At 66.5% G+C, this 20,485-nt stretch carries 18 protein-coding genes; 7 read left to right on the top strand and 11 right to left on the bottom strand.

Annotated elements, in window-relative coordinates; genetic code table 11:
* The first annotated feature begins 113 nt into the window (after positions 1 to 113).
* The 3 genes from ACZI8W_RS04315 (at position 114) to ACZI8W_RS04305 (ending at position 2,131) form a co-directional block, all read left to right on the top strand.
* Entirely contained in the window at positions 114 to 947 is an 834-nt protein-coding gene (locus tag ACZI8W_RS04315) for a sulfurtransferase (protein WP_463367257.1), read from the top strand.
* 5 nt (positions 948 to 952) lie between these two features.
* A complete protein-coding gene (locus ACZI8W_RS04310; protein WP_463367256.1) occupies positions 953 to 1,258 on the top strand; it encodes a DUF1416 domain-containing protein in 306 nt (101 codons plus the stop codon).
* A 219-nt stretch (positions 1,259 to 1,477) separates the two neighbouring features.
* Positions 1,478 to 2,131: a heme-binding beta-barrel domain-containing protein gene (locus ACZI8W_RS04305; protein ID WP_463367255.1), complete on the top strand. Its 654-nt coding sequence runs from the start codon at positions 1,478 to 1,480 to the stop codon at positions 2,129 to 2,131.
* Here ACZI8W_RS04305 and ACZI8W_RS04300 read toward each other — a convergent pair.
* From ACZI8W_RS04300 to ACZI8W_RS04275, 6 genes are all read right to left on the bottom strand, one after another.
* Positions 2,119 to 3,912 (bottom strand): BCCT family transporter, encoded by a 1,794-nt coding sequence (locus tag ACZI8W_RS04300; protein WP_463367254.1) that lies wholly within the window; start codon positions 3,910 to 3,912, stop codon positions 2,119 to 2,121. The two genes, ACZI8W_RS04305 and ACZI8W_RS04300, sit on opposite strands and share 13 nt — an antisense overlap.
* Before the next feature lie 325 nt (positions 3,913 to 4,237).
* Positions 4,238 to 5,935 (bottom strand): thiol reductant ABC exporter subunit CydC, encoded by a 1,698-nt coding sequence (gene cydC, locus ACZI8W_RS04295; protein ID WP_463367253.1) that lies wholly within the window; start codon positions 5,933 to 5,935, stop codon positions 4,238 to 4,240.
* Positions 5,932 to 7,662 (bottom strand): thiol reductant ABC exporter subunit CydD, encoded by a 1,731-nt coding sequence (gene cydD / locus ACZI8W_RS04290; RefSeq protein WP_463367252.1) that lies wholly within the window; start codon positions 7,660 to 7,662, stop codon positions 5,932 to 5,934. The genes cydC and cydD overlap by 4 nt, the downstream gene beginning before the upstream one ends.
* Positions 7,659 to 8,696, bottom strand: a complete 1,038-nt coding sequence (gene cydB / locus ACZI8W_RS04285) for a cytochrome d ubiquinol oxidase subunit II (protein ID WP_463367251.1) — start codon at positions 8,694 to 8,696, stop codon at positions 7,659 to 7,661. Before cydB ends, cydD begins: the two co-directional genes overlap by 4 nt.
* A gap of 9 nt (positions 8,697 to 8,705) precedes the next feature.
* Complete coding sequence (locus ACZI8W_RS04280; RefSeq protein WP_463367250.1) at positions 8,706 to 10,238, bottom strand: cytochrome ubiquinol oxidase subunit I; 1,533 nt, start codon at positions 10,236 to 10,238, stop codon at positions 8,706 to 8,708.
* A 227-nt stretch (positions 10,239 to 10,465) separates the two neighbouring features.
* Positions 10,466 to 11,320 (bottom strand): aminodeoxychorismate lyase, encoded by an 855-nt coding sequence (locus ACZI8W_RS04275; RefSeq protein ID WP_463367249.1) that lies wholly within the window; start codon positions 11,318 to 11,320, stop codon positions 10,466 to 10,468.
* Between the two features lie 55 nt (positions 11,321 to 11,375).
* Between ACZI8W_RS04275 and ygfZ the strand changes: the two genes are divergently transcribed.
* The 4 genes from ygfZ to ACZI8W_RS04255 all read left to right on the top strand — a co-directional run bounded on the left by ygfZ (position 11,376) and on the right by ACZI8W_RS04255 (position 14,528).
* Positions 11,376 to 12,506, top strand: a complete 1,131-nt coding sequence (gene ygfZ, locus ACZI8W_RS04270) for a CAF17-like 4Fe-4S cluster assembly/insertion protein YgfZ (protein WP_463367248.1) — start codon at positions 11,376 to 11,378, stop codon at positions 12,504 to 12,506.
* Entirely contained in the window at positions 12,503 to 13,174 is a 672-nt protein-coding gene (locus ACZI8W_RS04265; protein WP_463367247.1) for an MOSC domain-containing protein, read from the top strand. Before ygfZ ends, ACZI8W_RS04265 begins: the two co-directional genes overlap by 4 nt.
* Entirely contained in the window at positions 13,171 to 14,127 is a 957-nt protein-coding gene (locus ACZI8W_RS04260; protein WP_463367246.1) for an asparaginase, read from the top strand. Before ACZI8W_RS04265 ends, ACZI8W_RS04260 begins: the two co-directional genes overlap by 4 nt.
* A 194-nt stretch (positions 14,128 to 14,321) precedes the next feature.
* Positions 14,322 to 14,528: a DUF3073 domain-containing protein gene (locus ACZI8W_RS04255; protein ID WP_054806550.1), complete on the top strand. Its 207-nt coding sequence runs from the start codon at positions 14,322 to 14,324 to the stop codon at positions 14,526 to 14,528.
* Between the two features lie 201 nt (positions 14,529 to 14,729).
* Here the strand turns inward: ACZI8W_RS04255 and purM are convergent, their stop codons facing one another.
* The 5 genes from purM to ACZI8W_RS04230 all read right to left on the bottom strand — a co-directional run bounded on the left by purM (position 14,730) and on the right by ACZI8W_RS04230 (position 20,484).
* The gene (gene purM, locus ACZI8W_RS04250; protein WP_463367245.1) at positions 14,730 to 15,803 is read right to left on the bottom strand and encodes a phosphoribosylformylglycinamidine cyclo-ligase; all 1,074 of its coding nucleotides are present in this window, start codon (positions 15,801 to 15,803) and stop codon (positions 14,730 to 14,732) included.
* A gap of 155 nt (positions 15,804 to 15,958) precedes the next feature.
* Positions 15,959 to 17,542 (bottom strand): amidophosphoribosyltransferase, encoded by a 1,584-nt coding sequence (gene purF / locus ACZI8W_RS04245; RefSeq protein ID WP_463367244.1) that lies wholly within the window; start codon positions 17,540 to 17,542, stop codon positions 15,959 to 15,961.
* Between the two features lie 94 nt (positions 17,543 to 17,636).
* Complete coding sequence (locus ACZI8W_RS04240; RefSeq protein WP_463367243.1) at positions 17,637 to 18,023, bottom strand: sterol carrier family protein; 387 nt, start codon at positions 18,021 to 18,023, stop codon at positions 17,637 to 17,639.
* Between the two features lie 23 nt (positions 18,024 to 18,046).
* Complete coding sequence (locus tag ACZI8W_RS04235) at positions 18,047 to 18,712, bottom strand: CPBP family intramembrane glutamic endopeptidase (RefSeq protein ID WP_463367242.1); 666 nt, start codon at positions 18,710 to 18,712, stop codon at positions 18,047 to 18,049.
* Positions 18,709 to 20,484, bottom strand: coding sequence for an alpha/beta hydrolase (locus ACZI8W_RS04230; protein ID WP_463367241.1), 1,776 nt, complete (start codon positions 20,482 to 20,484; stop codon positions 18,709 to 18,711). Before ACZI8W_RS04230 ends, ACZI8W_RS04235 begins: the two co-directional genes overlap by 4 nt.
* Position 20,485: the final 1 nt, after the last annotated feature.

Below are 20,485 nucleotides of genomic sequence, written 5' to 3'. Positions count from 1 at the left end.
ACGCACCCGCTGATCACCCGGTTGCGGCCACAGACAATCCGAGTTGCTCCTCGACCAGTACTTCTGCTGTTCCAACCCTCGACTTCTTCAGTATCATCACGAAAGGAACAACCATGGCTCGCTCCGACGTTCTGGTCTCCGCCGACTGGGCTGAGCAGAACCTGCAAGCGCCGAAAACCGTCTTCATCGAGGTCGACGAAGACACCTCCGCCTACGAAGGCGGCCACATCGAAGGCGCGATCCGGCTCGACTGGCGCCAGGATCTGCAGGACGCCGTCCGTCGCGATTTCCTGAATCAGGAGCAGTTCTCCGCTCTGCTGTCGGCCAAGGGCGTCGCGAACGACGACACCGTTGTGCTGTACGGCGGCAACAACAACTGGTTCGCCGCGTACGCATACTGGTACTTCAAGCTGTACGGCCACAACGACGTCAAGCTCATCGACGGCGGCCGTAAGAAGTGGGAACTCGACGGTCGCCCCCTGTCGACGGGCGAGGTGAGCCGTCCGGCAACCGAGTACAAGGCCGCCGCGCCCGACACGTCGATCCGCGCATTCCGCGACGAGGTCATCGACGCCATCGGCAACAAGAACCTCGTCGACGTGCGTTCGCCCGACGAGTTCTCCGGCAAGATCCTCGCGCCCGCGCACCTGCCGCAGGAGCAGGCCCAGCAGCGTGGACACGTCCCCGGTGCGATCAACATCCCGTGGAGCACCACCGCCAACGAGGACGGCACGTTCAAGTCCGACGACGACCTCACCGCCCTCTACGCCGCCAAAGGCTTCGACGACAGCAAGGAAACCATCGCCTACTGCCGTATCGGCGAACGCTCGAGCCACACCTGGTTCGTGCTGCAGGAGATCCTCGGCAAGCAGAATGTCAAGAACTACGACGGCAGCTGGGTCGAGTACGGCTCACTCGTCGGCGCACCGATCGAATTGGGAGCATAAGAGAAATGTGCGGAGCACCTGTCCAGACCCAGACCCTGCCGTCGAACGTCGACACCGAGAAGGAAACGGTCATCACCGGCCGTGTTCTGGCGGCCGACGGACAACCCGTCGGTGGCGCTTTCGTGCGCCTGCTCGACGGCACCGATGAGTTCACCGCCGAGGTCGTCGCGTCTGCAACCGGCGACTTCCGGTTCTTTGCCGCTCCGGGCGAATGGACGATCCGTGCGCTGTCCAGCACGGGCAACGGCACCGCAACGGTGAGCCCGTCGTCCGCTGGCGTACACAACGTCGAGGTGACCGTCTCGAAGTAGGTAAAGCCTGGTAGGTCGCCCTACCGGACGCCTGGGCCCCGCTCCATTCCACAACGGAGCGGGGCCTTTCGCCGTCTCCCCGCCCGAGTCGTACCCGGCGGCACCGAGGGGCTAATATGTGCCCGTGGTCATTTTCTTCGAACTCCTGCTGCTCGCCGCGACCCTGCTCATCGCATGGTTCACCATCTACACGATCTACCGCCTGGTCACCCAAGACTAGTGACGGCCGACGAACCCCGCCGCAGCGGTAACGACGCGATCGCCGAGGCCGAAAAGCGCGCCGAGGCCACGGCCGAGCGCAACATCCCGGCAATCCCCGGCCTTCCCTGCCCCGAGGACACGGCAAACCTGCGGCTCGGACCCGACCTGGACCCGGCGATGCTGGCATTGCTGCCGCTGGTCGGTGTCTGGCGCGGCGAGGGCGAAGGGCATGATCCCGACACGGGCGACTACCGCTTCGGTCAGCAGATCATCGTCTCGCACAGCGGCGCCGATTTCCTCGCGTGGGACGCCCGCTCGTGGCGTCTCGACGACGCCGGCGAGTTCAGCGCACCCGACCGCCGTGAAAGCGGCTTCTGGCGTGTGTCGGGCACCGACGCCGCAGGCAGCGAGGACCCCGAGACCGTCGAACTGCTGCTCACTCACAGCTCCGGCATCGTCGAACTGTACTACGGAACGGCCCTGACCCAGTCGTCGTGGGAGCTCGCGACCGACGTGGTGATCCGCGCGAAGTCCGGGGAGACGGTGGGCGGAGCTAAGCGGCTCTACGGCATCGTCGAAGGCGGCGACCTCGCCTATGTCGAAGAACGTGTCATCGCCGATGGCGAACTGACCCCGCGCATGTCGGCCCGGTTGTCGCGCTACATCGGCTGACCACGCATCGGTCGTTTCGATGCGGCCGGCTGCCCTTCAGTACCGGTGTCAGCAGCATCGGTGTCCGTGTGTGCTGTGGTGCTGGCGTCCGCTTCCGGATCGTCCCCGTCCGCCGCACCTTCACCCGGCTCGCCCTCCGGGATTGCGTGCGTGACCACCACGATTTCTGGGGTGGGCAACTGCTCCGCCGCAGCAAGAGCCTCCGCTGTATGCACCTCGGGCCACTGCCGCGTCACCGGTTCGGGGCGTTCTCCGAGGTCTTCGCGGATCCCCCGCACCAGGCTGTACATCATTACGAAGCCCATCACGAAGAACGGTAGTCCGACCACCGTGATCAGCTGTTGCAGCGCGTCGAGCCCGTCCTTACCCGTCGCGACGAGCATGGTCGACGCAACCACACCCATCAGGATCGCCCAGAAGAGACGCTGATGCATCGGTGCGTTCTCCTCATGGCCGGAGGCCATCATGTCGAGGACCATCGCCGTCGAATCGACCGATGTGACGAAGAAGATCACCACGAGGACGACGGCGATGAACGAAACGAATCCCGTGAGCGGGAAATTGCCGAGGAATTCGAAGAGCGCACCGGGGATGTCGCCGTCGCCGACGACGCGGTCGACGAGCCCACCGTCACCGTTGAGTTCGATGTCGAAGGCACCCATACCGAAGATGCTGAACCAGATCACGGAGAAGAGCACGGGCAGCCCGAGCACACCACCGACGAACTCGCGGACGGTGCGGCCGCGGGAGATCCGGGCGATGAAAATGCCGACGAAGGGCGACCAGGTAATAGTCCACGCCCAGTAGAAGACCGTCCATGTGTTCTGCCAACCGGAGTTCGCGAAGGTGTCGTTCCAGAACGCGAGCCTCGGCAGAGCCTCGGCGTAGATTCCGACCGATTCGATCATGCCTTTGAGCAAGAACAGGCTCGGCCCTGTAACCAGGACGAACACTAGAAGCCCGACCGCCATGCCGATGTTGAGATTCGACAACCGTTTGATGCCCTTGTCGAGTCCGAGCGCCACCGAGACACCGGCCATCACCGTCACGATCGCAATCAATGCGATCTGGGTCACTCCGGATTCCTCGATATCGAACAACTGCGCCAGACCCGCATTGATCTGCAGAGTCCCCAAACCTACGGATGTCGCGACACCGAACACGGTGCCGAGGATCGCGACGGTGTCGATGGTGCGACCGATCGGGCCGTAGATGCGGCCACCGAGGATCGGGGCGAAGATCGAACTCACTCGCGGTGGCAGACGACGCTTGTAGATGAAGTACCCGAAACACAATCCCGGCAGCGCAAAGATCGTCCAGGTGTGTAGACCGAAGTGATAGAGAGCGAAGCCCATCGCCTCCTCAGCGGCCTCGACCGAGCCGGGTTCGACGTCCTGCCTCGGCGGGTTCGCGAAGTGCGAGATCGGTTCTGCAACGCCCCAGAACATCAAGATGGTGCCGATGCCCGCAGCAAACAGCATCGTAAACCAGGTGGTATTCGAATACTCTGGTCGCTCGCCGTCACCGCCGAGCCGGACCCTGCCGTATCGAGTGCAGGCAATGCCGACCAGGAACAGGAGGAACGTCGTGACCCCGAAAATGTAGAACCATCCCAGGTTGGTCATGATCCAGGTCGACCCCGCTCTGAAGACCTCATCGACGGCGTCGGTGAACGCAACGGTCACCACGACGAACACGAGCGACACCGCCGCCGAGGAAAAGAAGATTCCCGGCGAGGTGTGCAGCCGGAGGGCGTCGTGGGCACGTTGCAAGATCGGCATCAGCCATCTGTACCCAACGACACCGGTTGCTACACCCGGTTCACCCGACCTGATGCACGGATCACATTTCTCGGCACCTGTCCGTTCCAAGTGCGTACGCGAACGGCCCCCGAGCCGCCACACGTCACGGAACTCGTCCGTTGACGGTGGATCCGGTCCGGACAGACCGGCGCTCGGGGGCCGGGTGACCACCTGGGATTCGCCTACCGCGTGCGGCGGGTGAATTCCGTCGTCACGCTGCTAGCGGATGGTCACCTCACGCGTCCGAATATCAATCACTTCCAGACCACCTCCTTTCTCGTGTACCTGAGAAAGTACGCGCGGATCACGATGTCGGCAACGCATTTTTCTCGATGCGTACCACCAGGTCGGCGGCGGTGTCCGCAGGCAGGCTGTGCGTGACGACGACGACCGTCCGGGAAGAGTCGACGAGTCCCGAACGCGAATCGAGAAGGTCCCTCTGCAAGTGGGCTGCATCCTGCGCATCGAGGTGTTCGGCCGGTTCGTCGAGCAGCAGGATCTCCGTCTCCGACAGGATCGCTCGGGCCAGGAGCAACCGGCGGCGCTGTCCACCCGAGATCTCGCGCGCGCCGGAAGCGAGCACGGTGTGTACGCCGTCCCGCAATGCCTCGACCCACGGGCCCAGGCCGACCGACGCGAGCGCACCCCGCGCCTCCTCCTCGCCGACGGTACCGCGAGCAACACGCAGGTTCTCGAGGATCGAGGTGTCGAAGATGTGGGCGTCCTCGGCGAAGAACGCGACGCGGCGACGGAGCGCAGCCTGCTCGATCGCGCCGAGGTCCACACCGTCGAGGGTGACCGAACCGCTCACCGGGCCCAGCAGCCCGGCCAGTGTCATCACGGTGGTGGTCTTACCGCTACCGCTGCTCCCGACGATCGCGATCCGCGAACCGGGGGCCGCGTCCAGGTCGACGGGTGCGGTGCGCGAGGCGCCCGGCCATCCGCTGCACAGCCCGACGGCGCGAAGCCGTCCGGGGCCATCAGCAGGTGCGCTGCCGTGGGGCATGGGCCGGTCCGCGCGCTCGAGCAGATCGACGATGCGCCGTGCCGCGAGTCGTGCGCGGGTCAGTGTCTGCGCTGCCGCAGGCAGCACAGCGGTGGCTTCGAACGCCGAGAGCGGCAACAGCACAAGGATGCCGAGCGTCGTGGGGCTCATCGCCGCGACGTCCGAACCGAAGACGGTGATGCCGATCAGAAGTGCCCCGAGCACGCTCGCGCCGACCGCGAGCGGCGCTGCCGCATCCGCGAATGCTGCGGGGACGGCCGAGCGGTCTGTTGCGCCGACCGACTCGGTGTTCGCGACCCGCGCTCGGCCCGTCACGGTGCGCAACCGCCCCGCGACACGGAGTTCCGCGGCGTGGTCGAGTGCGGTCACAGCGTCCTCACCGAAGCGGGTTCGGGCCGCATCTCCGTCGGCTTCGGCACGAGCAGCAGCCGATGCCGACAGCCACGGCGCGGCAACCCCCGCGACCAGTAGGGCAACGGCGAGGACCACGCCGGCGGCCGGTGCGATCACCCCGACCGTAACCACAGCGGCGACGCTCAGAACGACCGCGACGGCGATCGGCACGAGAGCGCGCACCACCACGTCGCCGAGCGCGTCTATGTCGGCGCCGGTGCGAGAGAGCAGGTCGCCGCGTCGCAGTCCCGCGGAGGCTGCCGGATCCCCGGCGGCCAGCCGTTCGTACAGACGTGATCGCGCGGAAGTCATGCCGCGGAGCGCGGTGTCGTGGGTGGCGAGCCGCTCGAAGTAGCGGAAGAGCCCGCGCGAGATACCCAGCGCGCGTACTGCGACCACCGCGACGGTCAGGTCGAGGACCGGTGGCATCTCCCAGGCGCGCACGATGAGCCATGCGGAGATCCCGGCGAGCAGCAATGCGCTCCCGAGGGTCGCGACCCCTGCGAGCACGGCGAGCACCACCCGGCGGGGTTCGAGTTCGAGTAGCTCCATCGCGCGCCGGAGCAGGCGTGTCTCGTCGTGCCGGCGGCTCAGTTCCTTCATCGAGCACCCGCATCCACGGTGACCACCTGATCTGCGATCGCAAGCAGACTCGGCCGATGCGCGACGATCACGACGGTGCGGCCCGCTCGGGCCCGCGCGCGCAGAGTATCCAGGACGGTGGTTTCGGTCTCGTCGTCGAGATGTGCGGTGGGTTCGTCGAGCAGCATGACCTCTCGTGGTGAGGCCAAGGTGCGGGTGAGCGCGAGGCGTTGTCGCTGCCCGAGCGACAGACCGGTGCCGCCTGCGCCGACGACGGTGTTCCATCGCTCCGGAAGTTCTGCGAGGACGGTATCGAATCCCGTTGCCGCGCAGATGTCGTCGAGTCCCGGATCATCCGGCTCTACGCCGGTGAGGCGCAGATTGTCGGCGAGAGTTCCCGGGAGCAGCACAGGCCGCTGGGGTAACCACGCGACCCGATCCCACCACTGATCGGCGCCCGTCGACGGACAGCCGTCGACGGTGACCGTACCTTCCGCGGGTTCGGCCAGGCCGAGGAGCGCGAGCAGTGCGGTGGATTTGCCGCAGCCGTTGGGCCCGGTGAGGGCGGTGATCTCGCTGGCGCGGCACACGGCGTCGAGCCGGTGCGGGGCGTGTCCGTCGCGGCCCGCGATGCTCAACCCGTCGAACACCAACTCCGGTGCGGTGTCCCGGCTCCGCTCGAGGTCCCAGCTCCGTTCGGGACGCTTCGCCACCGCTGCCGAGGCGGGCCGGGGCACGTCGGCGCCTGCGTCGTCGAGGATCGCGAATGCCCTTTCCGCAGCGGCTATCCCGTCCTCTGCCGCGTGAAACTTGCTGCCCACGGTGCGAAGTGGCTGGTACGCCTCCGGCGCGAGGATCAGTGCAATGATCCCGGCTTCGAGGGGCATCCCGCCGGTGACGAGGCGCATCCCGATGGCCACGGCGATGAGCGCGACCGAGAGGGTTGCGAGGAACTCGAGCACGGTACCCGACAGGAACGCGACCCGGAGCGCGGACATCGTGGTGCGGCGGTGATCCTCACCGAGTTCACGGACACGGGCTTCCGGTCCGCGTTCACGCCCCAGCGCGCGCAAGGTCGGCAATCCCGCGACGAGGTCGAGCATCTGTGAGGACAGCGCGGTCATCGCGGACAGTGTGCGGTCGGCTTTCCCCTTGGTGAGGAATCCGATGAGGATCATGAAGATCGGGATCAACGGAAGGGTGATCACGACGATGACCGCGGAGGTGATGTCCTGCGTGGCGATGACGACGATCGTGATCGGCGTGAGTGTGACGGCCAGGAGCAGGGCAGGAATGTAGCCGGTGAGGTAGTCGCCGAGTCCGTCGAGTCCGCGGGTGAGCACGGTGGCGATCTCGTCGCGGCGCGGATCGAGTTCACGGGGTGGCAGGCCCGACGCGGCGTCGAGGACTTCGTGCTCGAGTTCGGCGATCACACGCGTAGCGGAGCGGTGTGCATAACGCGAATGCAGCCAGGTCACTGCGACCCGCACGACGATGGCTGCGGTGAGGACAGCGAGTTCGGTGGTCCAGTCTCCGAGCGACCGCGCGTCGGTGGTGATGACCCCGGCGAGGATCCTGCCGAGCATGAGCGCGGTGACGATCACCATCACCACATCGGCGAGTGATGTGAGGACGGTCAGGACGAGGTAACCCCGCGCCACGGCGGAGTAACGCCACAGCCGCGGATCGACGGGTCCCCGCCGGCGTGCGCGCACGTCGGCGGGGACCGCTGCGGCGTCGGCCGTCACTTGGTTCCGATGGGCAAGCCGATGGACTTGGGGATCTGATCGGTCGAGATGCGTTGGCGGAACACCCAGTACGTCCAGCCCTGGTACATCAGGACGACCGGGGTCATGATCGCCGCAGCCCAGGTCATGACCTTCAGGGTGTACGGGCTCGAGGACGCGTTCTCGATCGTGAGCGACCATGCCGGGTCGAGGGTGGACGGCATGACGTTCGGGAACAGCGACGCGAACAGCAGCACGACGGTGGCCATGATCGCGACGGTCGTGAACGCGAACGCCCAGCCTTCCCGCTCGACGGCGGTGAGTGCGACGACCACCAGCAGGGACAGCGCCGCGACGGCCACGAGGATCCAGGTCCAGTCCTTGCCGTACGCGAGCTGAGTCCACAGCACGAATCCGCCCGCCACCGCGATGGCCGGGATCGCGAGGCGCCGGGCAAGTTTCACTGCGTCCTCACGCACATCACCGGCGGTCTTGAGGGCGATGAACACAGCACCGTGCAGCGCGAACACCAGCGCAGTGGTGGCGCCACCGAGCAAAGCGTACGGATTGAGCAGGTCGAAGAACCCTCCGACGTACTGCTTGTTCTCGTCGATCGCGACGCCGCGGATGATGTTCGCGAATGCCACACCCCACAGGACCGCGGGCACCCACGAACCGAAGATGATGCCCCAGTCGCAGCGGCGACGCCACGTCGGATCGTCGATCTTGCCGCGCCACTCGATGGCACACACACGGACGATGAGCGCGAGCAGGATCAGCAGCAGCGGGAGGTAGAACCCGGAGAACAGAGTCGCGTACCACTCGGGAAACGCGGCGAACAATGCGCCGCCAGCGGTGATCAACCACACTTCGTTTCCGTCCCACACCGGTCCGATGGTGTTGAGCAACACGCGCCTTCGGGTATCAGCGCTCTCACTCCTGCCGCGTCCGAGCACCGGCATGTGCATGCCGACACCGAAGTCGAACCCCTCGAGGACGAAGTATCCGGTGAACAGTACGGCGATCAGGATGAACCAGACTTCTTGCAGTCCCACGGTCGTCTCCTAGTACGCGAAGGACAGCTGCTTGGGCTGCCCGTTGTCGTCGGGCTCGTCGTCGTGCTCGCCGGGTGGCTGCGCGTCGTGCGGCAGGGGGCCTTCCATCGTGTACTTGCGGATGAGCCAGAACCACACGACACCGAGGCCGGCGTAGACCAGGGTGAATGCGACGAGCGAGGTGATCACGGTCGCGGGAGCGTGGTCCGACACGCCCTGCTCGACAGTGAGCCGGATCAGGTCCACACCGGTCGGGTTCGGGTGGACCACCCAGGGTTGGCGGCCCATCTCGGTGAAGATCCAGCCGGCGCTGTTCGCGAGGAACGGCGTGGGGATCGCCGCGATACTGAGCCATCCGAACCATTTCTGATCGGGTACCCGCCCGCGTCGGGTGACCCACAGGCCGGCGAGTGCCAGTGCTGCGGATCCGGCAGCGAGACCGATCATCGCGCGGAACGACCAGTAGGTGACGAACAGGTTGGGCTTGTAGTTGCCCGGACCGAACTGTTCTTCGTACTGGGCCTGCAAGTCTTCGACGCCCTGCAGCGTCACGCCGCTGAACTCGCCCTCGGCGAGATACGGCAGCACGAACGGCACTTCGAGGACGTGGATCACGCCGTCGCAGTTGTTGTGGGTGCCGATGGTGAGGATGGAGAATTTCGGGTCGGTTTCGGTGTGGCACAGGGATTCCGCCGAGGCCATCTTCATGGGTTGCTGCTCGAACATCAGCTTGGCCTGCATATCGCCCGTCACGAACAGCGCGACACCGGAGATGACCATGATGAGCAGGCCCAGCCGGGTCGCGGGACGGAACATCGTCCGGGCGTCCGATTCGAGCCGTTCAGCTTCGAGGGCATCGGTTTCGACCGATTCTCCTACCCCACCGGACTCTCGGACCACCTTGGCGCGACGCATGTTCCGCACCATCCACCAGCCACCGACACCGGCGACGAAGGTCGATGCGGTGAGGAAGCCACCTGCCACGGCGTGCGGGAATGCCGCGAGTGCGGTGTTGTTCGTGAGCAGTTCCCAGATGCTCGACAGTTCGGCGCGACCGGTTTCCGGGTTGTACACGGCACCCACCGGGTGCTGCATGAACGAATTGGCGGCGATGATGAAGTAGGCCGAGGCGTTGACGCCGATGGCGACGATCCAGATGGTTGCCAGGTGCACGAGTTTCGGCAGCCTGCTCCACCCGAAGATCCACAGTCCGAGGAAAGTGGATTCCATGAAGAAGGCGACGAGCCCCTCCAGCGCGAGCGGAGCGCCGAACACATCACCGACGAAGCGCGAATACTCACTCCAGTTCATGCCGAATTGGAATTCCTGCACGATTCCGGTGGCCACACCGAGAGCGAAGTTGATCAGGAAGATCTTCCCGAAGAACTTGGTGAGCCGATACCAGTGGTCTTTCTTGGTGATCACCCACATCGTCTGCATGATCGCGATCATCGGAGCGAGACCGATGGTCAGCGGGACGAGAATGAAGTGATACACCGTAGTGATCCCGAATTGCCATCGGGACAGGTCGAGCACGTCCATTGCCACTCCGATTCGAGCCGGTACATCTGTCGAGCGAGTACGGGTGGAGCCCGGTACGTCGATGACATCCGAGCGCGGGGGCCCACGTCGGATTCTGCACACAAGACCGCCACCGCAGGGGCACAACGGCTTGTTACTACGAACGGTAGTAGAAAATATCGGTGTCGCCCACCCTCGGTGGCCACAACCACATCCCGGCCGCCTTCGCAGCCCAGCTCACTCGACGGTCAGCGCGCGGCGTCGACCGCCTTGTCGACGAGTGTCTCGATCTCCCTGCCGAGCGCCTCGGTGGCCAGCGAGTGACCGTCGAGCGTGTGCACGCGCGCGGCGAGCGCCACACTCGATACCAGCCACACACCGTCTGCAACGATGAGATCAGCGGGCCGCAAAGCCTCGTAGCGCACCGTGAAGTCGCGCTCGCCCGCTGCATCGAACAGCGCCTGCTGGGTGGTACCCGGCAGAATGCCGTGCTCCGGCGGTGTCGTGAGCAGCGTCCGTCCACGCGCGATCACCACCGTCGACCGCGGGCCTTCCAGGACGTAGCCCTCACTGCTCGTGTAGATCACATCGTCGGCGCCCGCCGACTCCGCGTGCCGCAGCGCGGCCATGTTCGTCGCATACGACAAGGTTTTCGCACCGAGAAGCTGCCACGACGCCTTCTGCGCCAGGTCCACCGAGTATCCCCGCTCGAGGGACACCACCGAGATACCGTCGCGGCGAGCTGCCTCCACCCTCTCGGCCACCGGCGTCACCAACAGAAACGCGGTAGGCCCGTCGCCGCCCTCCCGGCCGCGCGTATGCACCAGGCGAAGCGCGCCTTCGCGCTTGTCGCCCCATTGCTCGACGGCGAGGTCGATCGCCAGTCGCCAGTCGTCGAGCTCGGGGGCAGGTAGACCCGCGGAGGACGCCGACGAGGTGAGACGTGCAAGATGCAGCTCGACCGCGCGAGCCCTACCGCCTCGCACCAGCAGCGTCTCGAAGACACCGTCCCCTCGCAGCACTCCGAAATCGTCGGCGTGCAGCAGGGGCGCATCAGCATCCCTCACCTCGCCATCCAGTGTCACCAGCACCCGATCAGCCATGCCGCCTACCCTATCCACTACCACCCTGCGGATCGCTTCCCCATAGACTGGTGTCGTGGCCGAGTTTCCGATCGTGTCCGAGAGCCCGTTGCTCACCTTCCCCGATGCCGTTGCGTCACCACCCGGAAGTCCCGATGAAGGCCTGCCCTGGCATTACGGGGATCCACTGGGCGAACAGCGCGCCGCCGCCGATTCCGTCGCCGTCGTCGACCGCTCCAACCGCTTCGTCATCGCGATCCCCGGCGACGAACGCCTGAGTTGGCTGCACACCATTTCCAGCCAGCACGTGCAGGCACTGCCCGACGGCACCTCCGCCGAGAACCTCAGTCTCGACTTGAACGGGCGCATCGAGCACCACTTCGTGCAGACCGACCTCGACGGCGTCACATGGATCGACACCGAACACGACCGCGGCCCCGACCTCCTCGGGTTCCTCACCAAGATGGTGTTCTGGGCCAAGGCCGAGCCGCGCGACGGTAACGAACTCGCGGTACTGACCCTGCTGGGCCCCGACGCCGGCGGTGCACCGATCCTCACCGCGCTGGGCGTCGACGCCCTGCCCACCGAGGCGTATACGGCCGTCGCGCTCCCCGATGGCGGATTCGTGCGGCGGATGCCGTGGCCCACCGAGCACTCCTACGACCTCCTCGTGCCGCGCGAGAAGCTCGCCGCGACCTTCACCGCGCTCACCGCCGCCGGGGCCCGCGCTGCCGGCATCTGGGCGTTCGAAGCGCTGCGCGTCGCCGACGCGCGGCCACGAGTGGGTATCGACACCGACGATCGCACCATTCCGCACGAGGCGCGGTGGATCGGCAGTCCCGCCGAGGCGGGCGCCGTCCACCTCGACAAGGGTTGCTATCGCGGTCAGGAGACCGTGGCCCGCGTCCACAATCTCGGCAAACCCCCGCGACACCTGGTGCTGCTGCATCTCGATGGCTCTGCCGACGGACGCCCCGAACCCGGTGAGGCGATCACCGCCGGAGGGCGGTCCGTCGGGCGACTCGGCACCGTCGTCGATCACCACGAGCTGGGACCGATCGCGCTGGCCCTCGTGAAGCGGAACATCACCACGGACACCGCGCTCGTCGTCGGTCCGTGTGCGGCAGCGATCGATCCGGATTCGGTGCCTGTCGACGACGCGGTCCAGGCCGGCCGCCTCGCGGTCGAGCGTCTGCGCGGCCGGTGAGCTCCGCGCCGGCTCCCGGACGGGTCGACGCGGTGTGCGTGGTGCACGAGATCCGGGCCAGCGGCATGCGCCGCGTCCCCGTCACCGGGATCGACAAGCGACCTGTCGACGGGCCCGTCCATGTCGGTCCGCTCGGCCTGGACGGCGACCGTCAGTGCGACACCGAGCATCACGGTGGACGTTTCAAGGCCGTCTACGTCTACGGCGACGACGAGGCCCGGCGCTGGTCCGACGACCTCGGACGGGAGCTTCCCCTCGGATGGTTCGGGGAGAACCTGCGAACGAGCGGCGTCACAACCAGCGACGCGGTCATCGGCGAGCGCTGGCGGGTGGGCGACTCCGGTCTCCTGCTCGAAGTGACGGGGCCCCGCACGCCGTGCGGCACGTTCGGCGTGTGGTCGGGCGAATCGGGATGGGTCAAACGGTTCGCAGCCCGTGGCGACACCGGCGTCTATCTGAAGGTGCTTGCCGAAGGCACGGTGCAGGCCGGGGACCGGATCATCGTCGAGGACGTGCCCGACCACGGGGTGACCGTGCGGGACCTGTTCACCGGACGCGCCCCGGAGCGGATCGCAGTGATGCTCGAACAGCAGGCCGATCTGTCACCGAGTGTCGCGGACAAGGCCCGGCGGCGTGTCGCCGGACGAGAGGTACGGGTGGAGTATTGAGCGTCGAACTGGTCGAAGTGGTGCGCTCCGGGTTTCGGGAGTGTGTGCATCGGGGATCCCTGGTTGTCCTGGATCCGCGTGGTGAGGTGGTCGTCTCGCTGGGCGAAGTCCACACCCCGGTGTACCCGCGGTCGTCGAACAAGCCGTTGCAGGCGACCGCGATGCTGCAACTGGGATTCGCACCACGCAACAGCGCCGAACTCGCTATCGCGACGGCCTCGCACGACGGCGAATCGGACCACCTCGAACTTGTCGAAGAACTACTCGCCTATTCAGGCTTCGGGGAGGACGCACTGCAGTGTCCTGCGGATCTGCCCGGCAACGAACTCGCCCGCGCCGAGGTTCTCGCGGCGGGTCGTGCCCCTCGCCCCGCCTACATGAACTGTTCGGGTAAGCACGCCGCGATGCTCGCAACGTGCGCCGCGAACAACTGGCCCACGTCGAACTACCTGGACTCCGGCCACCCCCTGCAACAGGCGGTGGTGGAGACGATCCTCGAGCTCACAGGTGACATCGAGGAGGCGGATCTCGGCATCGACGGGTGTGGACTTCCCCTCGTCCCGGTGCCGTTGATCAACCTGGCCCGCGCGTACTCCCGGCTGGTGACCGCCCAACCCGACACTCCCGAACGCGCCGTCGCCGATGCGATCCGCGAGCACCCGTTCCTCATCTCGGGGTCGGGCAAGGACGACCTACGGCTGATGCAGGCCGTCCCGGGGTTGATGTGCAAGGCCGGAGCCGACGGCATCCATGCGGGCGCACTGCCGGACGGCTCGGCGTTCGCGTTCAAGATCGACGATGGTCACGAGCGCGCCCGGCTCCCCCTCACTGCCGCGGTCCTCACCCGACTCGGAGTGACCGCCGATGAGAAACTCGCGGCCCTCGCGTCACAACCCGTGCTCGGTGGCAGTGCGCGTGTCGGTACCGTCCGAGCCGTACCGGAGGTGTTCTGAGCCGCATCTCCACATAGCTGAAAACCGTATTACCGCAGGTCGAGTGTCAATGAGATGTAACGGACACCGGCCTCGGCGGGTGGGTGGGAGCGGAACTGAGTTTTCCAAGCTAAAGTAGGGCACAGGAAAACACTCAACACACCGGGGCCGCCAAATTCCCCAGGCCGCCCCGTCAAAGCGCGAGGGGGTTGGCCATGGGCCGCGGCCGAGCTAAGGCAAAGCAGACCAAGGTTGCAAGGCAACTGAAGTACAGCTCGCCATCCACCGACTTCGAAAGCCTGCAGCGTGAGTTGTCGGACGGAGAGTTGTCGGGCGGTGCACCCAACTCGCACAGGGACGAGGTCTTCGCCGACCAAGGTTCCGGTTGGGACGACGACCGCGACGACGACTGGCGTCGCTGACCAGACGTATACCACCAGCGGAGGGGGAGTCGGCATCGACTCCCCCTCCGCTGGTGCTCACGTCGTCTGATCGAGTGGTCGACTTGCGTGTGCGACGCAACGACCACTACGAGTTCATACGGAACACTGCAGGGTCGGGAGTTCACCGAGCGTGAACTCCCGACCCTGCTTTCGTGCGACCCTGCTATCGCGTGCAGACCCTCAGAAGCGGGGGTGATCGCCGACGAGCAACGCGCGCTCACCATCGACCTGCGGCGCCTTGTGGACCGTTCCGAGAGTCCAGCTCTCGATGTGTCGAGCCGTGAGCACCGCAAGGGCGCGGTCCACGTCCTCGGGCGCGACGATTGCGACCATGCCGACACCCATGTTGAAGGTTTTCTCCATCTCCGCGCGCTCGACCCGGCCGCGCTGAGCGATGAGCCCGAAGACGGGGGCGGGGCTCCACGTGGTGCGGTCGAGTTCCGCGACCAGGCCCTTCGGCATCACACGAGCCAGGTTCGCGGCGAGACCACCACCGGTGACGTGGCAGAAGGTACGCACCTCGGTCTCGGCGGCGAGCGCCAGGCAGTCCTTCGCGTAGATACGCGTCGGCTCGAGCAGTTCCTCGCCGAGCGTACGGCTGAACTCGTCGACGTGGGCCGTCAGGCTCATCTTGCCGATCTCGAGCAGCACCTTACGCGCGAGGGAGTAACCGTTGGAGTGCAGGCCCGACGAGCGCATCGCGATCACGACGTCGCCCGGGCGGACGCGATCGGGTCCGAGGACCTTCTCGGCTTCCACCACACCGATTCCGGTAGCCGACAGGTCGTAGTCTCCATCGGCCATCACGCCGGGGTGCTCCGCGGTCTCACCGCCGAGGAGGGCACAGCCCGCTTGGACGCACCCCTCGGCTATGCCGGACACGATCTCGGCGACACGCTCGGGCACCACACGTCCGACGGCGATGTAATCCTGCAGGAACAGCGGTTCGGCGCCGCACACGACCAGGTCGTCGACGACCATGGCCACGAGGTCGAGACCGACGGTGTCGTGCTTGTCCAGTGCCTGCGCCACCGCGAGCTTGGTACCGACACCGTCCGTGGACGCGGCGAGAAGCGGCTCCTGGTAGTCGCCCTTGAGCGCGAACAGGCCCGCGAAGCCCCCGAGACCTCCGAGCACCTCCGGTCGTGTGGCCCTCTTCGCGTGCGGAGCGAACAGCTCGACGGCCTTGTCGCCCGCCTCGATGTCCACTCCTGCCGCTGCGTAGGAAGCTCCGGGGGTTGTCTCCTCGGTCATGGGTTGTCGGCTCCAGCTTCGAGTTGTGAATGGGGTTGTCGGTTGCATGACGGCACGTTCGTGACCGAAATGCAGAGGTGGCCGGTGTCCGTCAGAACGCATGCGAAAGCGGGCCCGAGAGAGCCGACCGCGCACTCACGGTACCGGAAGCGGCTCTACGGGCGGCTCAGAACGTCCGCGTTGGCATTGTCCAGGACGGTCGGCGTGACCGATTCCGCGTCGACGACACCTTCGAGGACGTTCTTGCCGATCGCATATTCGGTGGGCAGTGTGATCGGGTACTGCCCGTCGAAGCACGCCGCGCACAGACGCGAGGACGGCTGCTCGGTCGCGCCGATCATCCCGTCGAGCGAGATGTAGCCGAGGGAATCCGCACCGATCGACCGGCGCACCATCTCGACCATCTCGTCGTAGTCGTGCTCGTCGACGTTCGTGTCGCGGTGACCGCCACCGTTGGCGATGAGCTCGGTGGGCGATGCGAAGTCGATGCCGTAGAAGCAGGGCCACTTCACAGGCGACGACGCGATCCGGACGTGAATCTCGAGTGCCCCAGCCTCACGCAGCATGCGGATCAGCGCGCGCTGGGTGTTACCACGCACGATCGAATCGTCGACGACGACGAGACGCTTGCCGCGGATGACCTCGCGCAAGGGGTTCAGCTTGAGCCGGATACCGAGTTGGCGGATCGTCTGACTCGGCTGGATGAAGGTGCGGCCCACGTACGCGTTCTTCATCAAACCTTGCCCATAGGGCAGGCCCGAGCCCTGGGCGTAGCCGACCGCGGCGGGAGTGCCGGATTCGGGGACCGGTATCACGAGGTCGGCGTCGACCGAGTGTTCCTTCGCGAGGCGCCGTCCGATCTCGACGCGAGTCGCGTGCACCGAACGCCCGCTGATCGTCGAGTCGGGACGGGCCAGATACACGTACTCGAAGACGCAGCCCTTCGGCTCGGGCGCCGCGAAACGGGACGACCGGACACCATCGGAATCGATGGCGAGCAGCTCACCGGGCTCGATGTCGCGAACAAAGGACGCACCGACGATGTCGAGCGCCGCGGTTTCGCTGGCCACCACCCACCCGCGGTCGAGACGGCCCAGACACAGCGGCCGGATACCCCAGGGGTCGCGCGCCGCGTAGAGGGTGTGTTCGTCCATGAACGTCAGGCAGAACGCACCGCGAAGGGTCGGCAGCAGTGTCATTGCGGCGCCTTCGATCGTGCTGTCCGCCGCCGCATGGGCGAGCAGTGCACCGACGAGGTCGGAGTCGGAGGACGCCGCACCCGGACGATTCTGGTCGAGCACGCCCAGCTCGCGAGCCTTCTGCGCAAGTTCGGTGGTGTTGACGAGGTTGCCGTTGTGGCCGAGCGCCACGCCGGTGCCGGCCGCGGTCGTGCGGAAGATCGGTTGCGCGTTCTCCCACGTCGTCGACCCGGTCGTCGAGTAGCGGCAGTGGCCGACCGCGATGTGGCCGGGCATCGCGGCGAGGGTCTGCTCGTCGAAGACCTGGCTCACCAGGCCGAGGTCTTTGAAAACGAGCACCTGCGCACCGTCGGAGACCGCGATGCCCGCGGCCTCCTGACCTCGATGCTGAAGGGCATACAATCCGTAGTACGTGAGCTTCGCCACGTCCTCGCCGGGAGCCCATACTCCGAAGACGCCGCACTCTTCGCGCGGTTCGTTCTCGGGTTCGTCCGAGGCGAGAAGATTATTTGTGTGAACCGACAGATCGGCACTGGTCACCGGGGTGCTCCCTGGGGCTGGACAAAATCGGGGCAGACCCATTCTACGTGCCGCCCGCGATGCCCCCGACCACACGCCCCGATCGGCTTTCGGATCAGAGGTGAAGCAGCGGAAGCCAGTGCCCGATTTCGCCCGTCCGAGTACCCGACGCGTCCACGTCGCCGGTGTTCACCGCATCGTCGAACACCTCCAACCCCACGACGAGGCGCAGCCACGTGCGAGGGTCCGTCTCCACGATGTTGGGGGGCGTGCCACGCGTATGCCGGGGGCCTTCGATGCACTGCACCGCCACGAACGGCGGTACTCGTACCTCGACACTCGAACCGGGCGCGATCTGCTCGAGAGTCCGGGCACTGAGCCGCACTGCCGTCGCGAGGTCGGCCCTCGTGGGCTTCTCGTCGCTGCTGCCCGACACCCACTCCCCCACGCGGAGCAGGGCCGCACGGAGCTCAGCGGGATCGACGGTCTTGCGCGGTGCCATGGTCACCGAGCGTAATTCGCTTCCTACACTCGACCGGACGCGGTCCCGGTCGTAGCATCCCCCGTCGCTTCGCTCGCCCCCGCGACAATCCGCACCGCGATCGCCCCCCCGACATTGATCGCGAGATGAGCCAGCGCAGGCGCGAGCACGCTGCCGCTTCCCCTGCGCAACCAGGCGAAAGCCAGCCCCGACAAGCTTGTGACGGCCACTGTGGTCGCAACGCCGTCGCCGGCCGCAATCGCGGGACGCACATGCCACAGCCCGAAGGCCACCGCCTGCGGGAGAGGGCCGACGAGGGCCGTCAACGCACCGCGGAAGAGCAGTTCCTCGGCGAGAACGGTCCCGACCGGAATGTGCAGTCCGATCCACTCGTAGAAGTCCTCGCGGCGCCCGCGCTCGTCGACGAAGTGGGTGCGCAGCATCGGAACCGTCAACGCGACGGCATAACCGACGCCGATCGCGGCCGCTGCGGCAGCCCCCCACCGGAGCCCTGCCCGTAGCCGCGACGGATCGAGGCCCAGTGCGTGCCGGTCGAGGCCCGACGCGCGGGTCAGCGCCACCGCACCGACTCCGGCCCCCACGGCGAGCAGGGCGCGACCACGCGGCCCCACGGGCGCTGCTGGCAGCGCGGCGCCGAGCGCAACTGCAGCCACCGCAGCGAATGGGCCGCGCCATATCCCGACACTCACTTTTCCGGCCCCTGCGTCGCCCTCAACGCGTCCAGCGCAATCCGCACCCTCTCGGTGTCGGTATCCGTCCACCCCTCGGGCTGGGTCACCGCGACCCACCCGTCGAGCACGGTGGTGCCATAGTTGTGCCCGTGTCCGTCCGGCACTCCCGCCGCGTTCGTCAGGTCGGCCGAGACCTGCCAGAACGTGACGAACGGGAACCAGCGCATCTGCGGAAGGCGGTCTGGTCCGGGAGGTTCCGACAACCAGTCGGGGCGCGTGAACAGCAGGTCTGTCGACCACCACACGACAGGGTCCGACGCGTGTTGGATGTACAGCACGCGTGGTGACAACCACAGGGTTTCGGGAACGCCGATGCTCTCGCGGCTGTCCGCGAACCGCACTATGAGACCGTCGGCATACACCGGATCGACCTCGGTGCTGCCCGGATCGCGGCGCTCGACGAGCTGGCTCCACAACCGATTCGAATTCGGTGGGCCGACCCACAACACGCCGTCGACGGTTTCCCGGATCTCGGCGAGGCTGTCGAAAGCGCCCTCACCCGATTGGGTTCCGAGGCTTTCACCGTAGATGAACAGCTCGGGCCGCTCGTCCTCGGGGAGCTCCAGCCAACGCTGATGCACCGTGTCGATCAGCAGCTGACCTGCGGCAGCCGCCGTTTCCTTGTCGGCGAGGAACGAGATCCAGCTCGGGAGGAACGAGTACTGCCACGCGACCATCGCGACATCGCCGTTGTGCACGAGTTCCATCGCCTGCGCCGCCGTAGGGTTGACCCAGCCGGTCCCCGTCGTGGGGATGAGCACCAGCACAGAACGATCGAACGCGCCCGTTCGCTCGAGTTCGTCGACGATGAGAGCCGCACGTTGTTCGGGTGTGTCGGCGGTGTCGAGTCCGACATACGCGCGAATCGGTTCCTGCGCGGGCGCACCGTTGATCGCGCTGAGTTCGTCGGCGTCCAGTCCCCGCGACACGAAGTTCCGGCCCTCGAACCCGAGCGTCTCCCATGGTGCAAAAGATTCGGGGCTTCCCGATTTCATGGGGTCCAGCGGCTGAACCACACCGGGCCGGGTGCCGTCGTCCTGAATGCTGAACGCAGAGTTCGTGATCGCGTAGGCCACCCGCAGGAGTACGCCGTCGATGACCATGAAGGTCGCGAGGACGACGACCATGACCGCGAGTGTGCGGGCGAGCCCCACCGGCATACTTGTGCGACGGATGAGTTGCCCGGCGATCCAGCCACCGACATCGCGGAGCCCGCGCCAGAGCGAGATCAGGACGGCGGCAACAACGAAGCTGAGCAGACATGTACGCAGATAGCCGCTGGTCGTGGTGCCCTCGGCGTCCATGAGTGCGGCGAGCTGTCGTTGCTGACCGGCGGCGAGCACGAGCGCCACCAGCGACGCGAGGATGCCGGCGACCGGAACCGCGACCTTGATTGCCCGTTCGACGGGCAACGGAAGCGGCCACCACGATCGCCCCCTGAGCACGAGCCGGGTGATGAGCCAGCCGACCACGCAGCCCACGCCGTAGCCGATCGTAGCGTTGATCCCGCCGATGATGCCTTGGAAGAGCCAATCGCGCGGAAGCAGCGACGGCGTGAGCGACCAGCAGAAGAACAGAGCTGCGAAGGCCAGCCCGGTCGTATCGAGACTGAACCACCCCCACACCCGTGCGGTGAAGGGGTAGCGTTCACCGAAATCGGTGGCCGCAGCGATGATCTGCCCCTGCCGGGCTTCGATCGCCGCCAGCCGATCGACCTGGGCAGCTGCCATC

The sequence above is a fragment of the Rhodococcus ruitaii genome (assembly GCF_055230935.1).
The sequence above is the reverse complement of the archived record's forward strand: the minus strand, read 5'-3'. Positions and strand labels throughout refer to the sequence as shown.